At 67.1% G+C, this 5459-nt stretch carries 5 protein-coding genes and 1 pseudogene; 1 reads left to right on the top strand and 5 read right to left on the bottom strand.

Annotated elements, in window-relative coordinates; genetic code table 11:
- Positions 1–66 precede the first annotated feature (66 nt).
- The 4 genes from nrdF to nrdH all read right to left on the bottom strand — a co-directional run bounded on the left by nrdF (position 67) and on the right by nrdH (position 4197).
- Entirely contained in the window at positions 67–1050 is a 984-nt protein-coding gene (gene nrdF / locus SJ20_RS08870) for a class 1b ribonucleoside-diphosphate reductase subunit beta (protein WP_239074567.1), read from the bottom strand.
- Between the two features lie 248 nt (positions 1051–1298).
- Positions 1299–3425: a class 1b ribonucleoside-diphosphate reductase subunit alpha gene (gene nrdE / locus SJ20_RS08865; protein ID WP_200891087.1), complete on the bottom strand. Its 2127-nt coding sequence runs from the start codon at positions 3423–3425 to the stop codon at positions 1299–1301.
- Between the two features lie 47 nt (positions 3426–3472).
- Positions 3473–3940 carry a class Ib ribonucleoside-diphosphate reductase assembly flavoprotein NrdI gene (gene nrdI / locus SJ20_RS08860; protein ID WP_004167610.1) on the bottom strand — a complete coding sequence of 156 codons (468 nt, stop codon included), beginning with the start codon at positions 3938–3940 and terminating at the stop codon, positions 3473–3475.
- Positions 3941–3951: 11 nt separating this feature from the next.
- Positions 3952–4197 (bottom strand): glutaredoxin-like protein NrdH, encoded by a 246-nt coding sequence (gene nrdH, locus SJ20_RS08855; RefSeq protein ID WP_036313172.1) that lies wholly within the window; start codon positions 4195–4197, stop codon positions 3952–3954.
- A 411-nt stretch (positions 4198–4608) separates the two neighbouring features.
- Here nrdH and SJ20_RS08850 point away from each other — a divergent pair, with 411 nt between their 5' ends.
- A complete protein-coding gene (locus SJ20_RS08850) occupies positions 4609–4914 on the top strand; it encodes a GNAT family N-acetyltransferase (RefSeq protein ID WP_044659652.1) in 306 nt (101 codons plus the stop codon).
- 9 nt (positions 4915–4923) lie between these two features.
- Here the strand turns inward: SJ20_RS08850 and SJ20_RS08845 are convergent.
- A pseudogene (locus SJ20_RS08845) lies at positions 4924–5459 on the bottom strand (hypothetical protein); the annotation flags it as partial.

Genomic DNA, 5459 nt, shown 5'->3' with positions numbered 1-5459 from the left:
GGTGCGGGCCGGCGTCGTGGTGGCCTGCGGACGGCGGGGCCCATCAAGGGCCTCAGGCGGACGGGATCAGAAGTCCCAGTCCTCGTCCTCGGTGTTCTCGGCCTTGCCGATCACGTAGGAGGAGCCGGAGCCGGAGAAGAAGTCGTGGTTCTCGTCCGAGTTCGGGGAGAGCGCGGAGAGGATGGCGGGGTTCACGTTCGTGGTCTCGGCCGGGAACATGGGCTCGTAGCCCAGGTTCATCAGCGCCTTGTTCGCGTTGTAGTGCAGGAACTTCTTCACGTCCTCGGCCAGGCCGAGGGCGTCGTAGAGGTCATGGGTGTACTCGACCTCGTTCTCGTACAGCTCGAACAGCAGCTCGAAGGTGAAGGCCTTGAGCTCCTCCCGCTTCTCCTCCGGCAGGGTCTCGATGCTCCGCTGGTACTTGTAGCCGATGTAGTACCCGTGCACGGCCTCGTCGCGGATGATCAGGCGGATCAGGTCGGCGGTGTTGGTGAGGCGGGCGTGCGCGGAGAGGTACATGGGCCAGTAGAAGCCCGAGTAGAAGAGGAAGGACTCGAGCAGGGTGGAGGCGATCTTCTTCTTGTACGGGTCCTGGCCGTCATAGCGCTCCACGATCAGGCCGGCCTTGGCCTGCAGGTTCCGGTTCTCACGGGACCAGCGGAACGCCTCGTCGATCTCCGGGGTGGAGGCCAGCGTGGAGAAGATCGAGGAGTACGACTTCGCGTGCACCGACTCCATGAACGCGATGTTCGTGAGGACGGCCTCCTCGTGCGGGGTCATGGCGTCCGGGATGAGGGAGACGGCGCCCACGGTGCCCTGGATCGTGTCCAGCAGCGTCAGGCCCGTGAACACGCGCATGGAGAGCAGTCGCTCCTCGTCCGTGAGGTGGGACCAGGACTGGACGTCGTTGGACAGCGGCACCTTCTCCGGCAGCCAGAAGTTGTTGACGAGGCGGTTCCACACCTCCACGTCCTTCTCGTCCTGAATGCGGTTCCAGTTGATCGCCTCGACGAGGTGGGACTGCTGGGTCTCGGTCACGGCAGGGCACATCCTTCAGAAGAATTCGTTGAGAATCCGCGGATTCCGGGGGCTCTCGGGAGCACGGTCATCGGGGCGCGGGTCCGGGACAGTCTAGGCCCGCAGGGGCAGCGGCAGCCACTCGGGCGGGTCCGGGCTCACGACGTCGTGGGCCCGCCCCGCCCGGCCAGGCGCGCCGCCCCGCTTCGAGGCGGGAAATCGAGCGCACCTGCGCTCAGAAGCGCGGAATACGCCGGATTCCCGCCTCGAATGGCCGGCTGTCAGAGCATGCAGCTGACGCAGCCCTCGACCTCGGTGCCCTCCAGCGCGAGCTGGCGCAGGCGGATGTAGTAGATCGTCTTGATGCCCTTCGTCCACGCGTAGATCTGCGCGCGGTTCAGGTCACGGGTGGTGGCCGTGTCCTTGAAGAACAGCGTCAGGGACAGACCCTGGTCCACGTGCTGCGTCGCCGCGGCGTACGTGTCGATGATCTTCTCGTAGCCGATCTCGTACGCGTCCTCGTAGTACTCGAGGTTCTCGTTGGTGAGGTACGGCGCCGGGTAGTACACGCGGCCGAGCTTGCCCTCCTTGCGGATCTCGATCTTCGAGGCCACCGGGTGGATCGAGGAGGTCGAGTTGTTGATGTAGGAGATCGAGCCCGTCGGCGGAACGGCCTGCAGGTTGCGGTTGAAGATGCCGTGCTCCATGACGGAGGCCTTCAGCTCACGCCAGTCGTCCTGCGTGGGCAGCGCGATGCCGGCCGCGGCGAACAGCTCGGCGACGCGCTCGGTGGCGGGCGCCCACTCCTGGTCCGTGTACTTGTCGAAGAACTCCCCGGAGGCGTACTTCGAGTCCTCGAACCCGCCGAACCGCTGGCCGGTCTCGATGGCGATCCGGTTCGAGGCCCGCAGCGCGTGGAACAGCACCGCGTAGAAGTACATGTTCGTGAAGTCGATGCCCTCCTCGGAGCCGTAGTGGACGCGCTCGCGCGCCAGGTAGCCGTGGAGGTTCATCTGCCCCAGGCCGATGGCGTGGGAGGCCGCGTTGCCCTTGGCGATGGACGGCACCGACTGGATGTCGGACATGACCGACACGGCCGTCAGCGCACGGATCGCGGTCTCCACGGACCGGCCGAAGTCCGGCGAGTCCATGGTCTTGGCGATGTTCATCGAGCCGAGGTTGCAGGAGATGTCCTGGCCCACGTGGGCGTAGCTCAGGTCCTCGTTGTACTCGGAGGCCTCGGAGACCTGCAGGATCTCGGAGCACAGGTTGGACATGGTGATGCGGCCCTTGATCGGGTTCGCGGCGTTCACGGTGTCCTCGAACACGACGTACGGGTAGCCGGACTCGAACTGGATCTCGGCGATGGTCTGGAAGAACTCGCGCGCGTTGATCTTGGTCTTCTTGATCCGCGCGTCGTCGACCATCTCGTAGTACTTCTCGGTCACGGAGATCTCGGAGAACGGCACCCCGTAGACGCGCTCGACGTCGTACGGCGAGAACAGGTACATGTCCTCGTTCTTCTTCGCCAGCTGGAACGTGATGTCCGGGATCACGACGCCGAGGGAGAGGGTCTTGATGCGGATCTTCTCGTCCGCGTTCTCGCGCTTGGTGTCGAGGAAGCGGTGGATGTCCGGGTGGTGCGCGTTGAGGTACACCGCGCCGGCGCCCTGGCGCGCGCCGAGCTGGTTGGCGTAGGAGAAGGAGTCCTCGAGGAGCTTCATCACGGGGATGACGCCGGAGGACTGGTTCTCGATCTGCTTGATGGGCGCGCCGTGCTCGCGGATGTTGGTCAGCGAGAGGGCCACGCCGCCGCCGCGCTTGGACAGCTGCAGGGCGGAGTTGATGCCGCGGGCGATCGACTCCATGTTGTCCTCGATGCGCAGCAGGAAGCAGGAGACGAGCTCGCCGCGCTGCTTCTTGCCCGAGTTGAGGAAGGTGGGGGTGGCCGGCTGGAAGCGGCCGGCGATCATCTCGTCCACCAGGTGGGTGGCCAGCTCCTGGTCGCCCCGGGCCAGGTGGAGGGCGACGACGGCGACGCGGTCCTCGTAGCGCTCGAGGTAGCGCTTGCCGTCGAAGGTCTTCAGGGCGTACGAGGTGTAGAACTTGAACGCGCCGAGGAATGTCGGGAAGCGGAACTTGGCCTTGTAGGCACGATCGAACAGGCCCCGGATGAACTCGAAGGGGTACTGCTCGAACGTCTCGGTCTCGTAGTAGTCGTTCTTCTGCAGGTAGTCGAGCTTCTCCTCCAGGTCGTGGAAGAACACCGTGTTGGTGTTGACGTGCTGCAGGAAGTACTGGCGCGCGGCCGCGTGGTCGGCCTCGAACTGGATGCGACCGTCGGCGCCGTAGAGGTTCAGCATGGCGTTGAGCTCGTGGTAGCCGAGGTTCTGCCACTCGGCGGGCATGTTCTTCGCCTGGCGGATGAGGTCCGCCTCGGTGGGTGCGGTGGTGGTCATGTCCACAGTCCTTCCAGGCCGCCGCGGACGCGTTCGACGTCGTCGGGCGTGCCCATCAGCTCGAATTTGTACATGAGGGGCACCTGGCACTTGCGGGAGATGATGTAGCCGGCCAGGCAGTAGCCCTCATGGAAGTTGGTGTTCCCGGACGCGATCACGCCCCGAATCCAGTGACGGTTCTCCGGGACGTTGAGGAACTTGATCACCTGCTTCGGGACCGCGCCCGGCCCGCTGCCCCCGCCGTAGGTGGGGGTCATCAGGACGTACGGGGCGGTGGCCCCGAGGGTGGGCTCCCGGGTGATCAACGGCAGTCGAGCCACCCGGTCCTCGGGCAGCTCGAGCTTCTCGACGAAGCGGTGCGTGTAGTTGGAGGCGGAGGAGAAGTAGATCAGTCCCGCGTCGGTGGGGACGAGCCCCTGCGCCTCGGCCGAGCGGATGTGGCTCGGGTCCGCGGCGACGGTCATGTCGGCTCCGGTCAGGCCACCGATGCCGCGGCGGACTCGGCGAGCTCGGCGATCTTGTCCGGGCGGAAGCCGGACCAGGAGTCGGTCTCGGTGACGACGACGGGGGCCTGCATGAAGCCGAGGGCACGGACGCGCTCGAGGGCGGCGGGGTCCTGGGACATGTCCACGACCTCGTAGGCGATGCCCTTCTTGTCCAGTGCACGGTAGGTGGCGTTGCACTGCACGCAGGCCGGCTTGGTGTACACGGTGACGGTCATGGCGATCCCTGTTCCTTCGTGGTCTCTGGTGGTCTGCGGGTGTCGGCGCGGCGCTCGCGAGGTGCATCGCGGGGCGTGCCGAACATCTGCGTCGATACTACATCTAGTGATCACGGCCGGGAACCATCCCTACATGTAGTAGTCACACCGCTGTAGTTACGTATCCCCACCCTCTGCCCATCCTGTCCACACCCTGCTGTGCGAGACGATCCGCGCGGACATGCGGGACACGCCGGGACCGAGGTCGACTGTCCACAGCCGGTGGAGATCTCGGGGCCGGGTTCCCACAGCCGGAAAGTCGAGTTCGCCACGTCTGCGAGCGGCGTGTCCGACCCCCGCGGACCACTACATGTAGGAGCCCGCCGCCGGCCGGCACCGGAATACCCCGTCACCACCGGGGGTTGCCCCGGCATGAGCACCTCTCCCACCGTCACCCGCAATGACGCCGAGTCCCGTTACGAGCTCCACGACGGCGGCACACTGCTCGCCGTCCTCGACTTCCGGGACAACGGCGCGGCCGTCTCCCTGAACCGGGCGTTCACCATCCCCGTGCACCGCGGCCGGGGCCACGCCGCCGCGCTGACCGCGGGCGCCGTCGAGGACATCGAGACGAACGGCGGCCCCGCGGGGGGCCGCCGCATCGTGCCGATGTGCTGGTACGTCGCCCAGTGGTTCGACGAGCACCCGGAGAAGAGCGCGCTGCTCGCGCCCCGCTGACCGGCGCGGTCAGGCCGCGACGCGGTGCCGGCGCACCACGGCCAGGACGCCCGCGGCCAGCACCGCGACGGCGACGGGCCACGCCGCCGGACCACGCCCGGTCTCGACCGTGTCCGGCACCGTGTGCTCGCCGTCGGCCGGATCCGCAGGGGTCTCGGGCTCCGCCGGCGAGGTGGGAGTGTCGGGATCGGCCGGCTGACCCGGAGCCGGAGCGTCGTCGAACAGACCGGCCACGGGGAAGGTCACGAACCCCGGGATCCGCCCGTTCTCCCAGTCGTAGAGGTCCACGCGGGGGTCGCCGAACCGCACGGTCACCGTCCGCGTCGTCGTCACGCCGTCCCTCGTGGCCCGCAGGGTGACGGTGTCGGATCCGGTGAAGCCCTCGGGCGCCTGGTACACGTAGCCGCGCGGCCCGCCGGTCTCCTCCTCCGCCACCTCGACGACCCGACCCTCGGCCGGGCCCGCGACGAGCGTCAGCGGCGCCGCCTCATCGCCCGTGTACGAGGAGATGAACACGTGTCGCTGTAAGCGGCCATGAAAAGCTG

Origin of the sequence: Micrococcus sp. MS-ASIII-49 (genome assembly GCF_000946635.1) — a bacterium.
Classification (GTDB): domain Bacteria; phylum Actinomycetota; class Actinomycetes; order Actinomycetales; family Micrococcaceae; genus Micrococcus; species Micrococcus luteus.
The sequence above is the reverse complement of the archived record's forward strand: the minus strand, read 5'-3'. Positions and strand labels throughout refer to the sequence as shown.

Excerpts from the sequence above, each read along its gene's own strand:
- nrdH (WP_036313172.1), bottom strand. The coding sequence starts at position 4,197 with ATGACCGTCACCGTGTACACCAAGCCGGCCTGCGTGCAGTGCAACGCC.
- nrdI (WP_004167610.1), bottom strand. The coding sequence starts at position 3,940 with ATGACCGTCGCCGCGGACCCGAGCCACATCCGCTCGGCCGAGGCGCAG.
- nrdE (WP_200891087.1), bottom strand. The coding sequence starts at position 3,425 with ATGCCCGCCGAGTGGCAGAACCTCGGCTACCACGAGCTCAACGCCATG.
- SJ20_RS08850 (WP_044659652.1), top strand. The coding sequence starts at position 4,609 with ATGAGCACCTCTCCCACCGTCACCCGCAATGACGCCGAGTCCCGTTAC.
- nrdF (WP_239074567.1), bottom strand. The coding sequence starts at position 1,050 with ATGTGCCCTGCCGTGACCGAGACCCAGCAGTCCCACCTCGTCGAGGCG.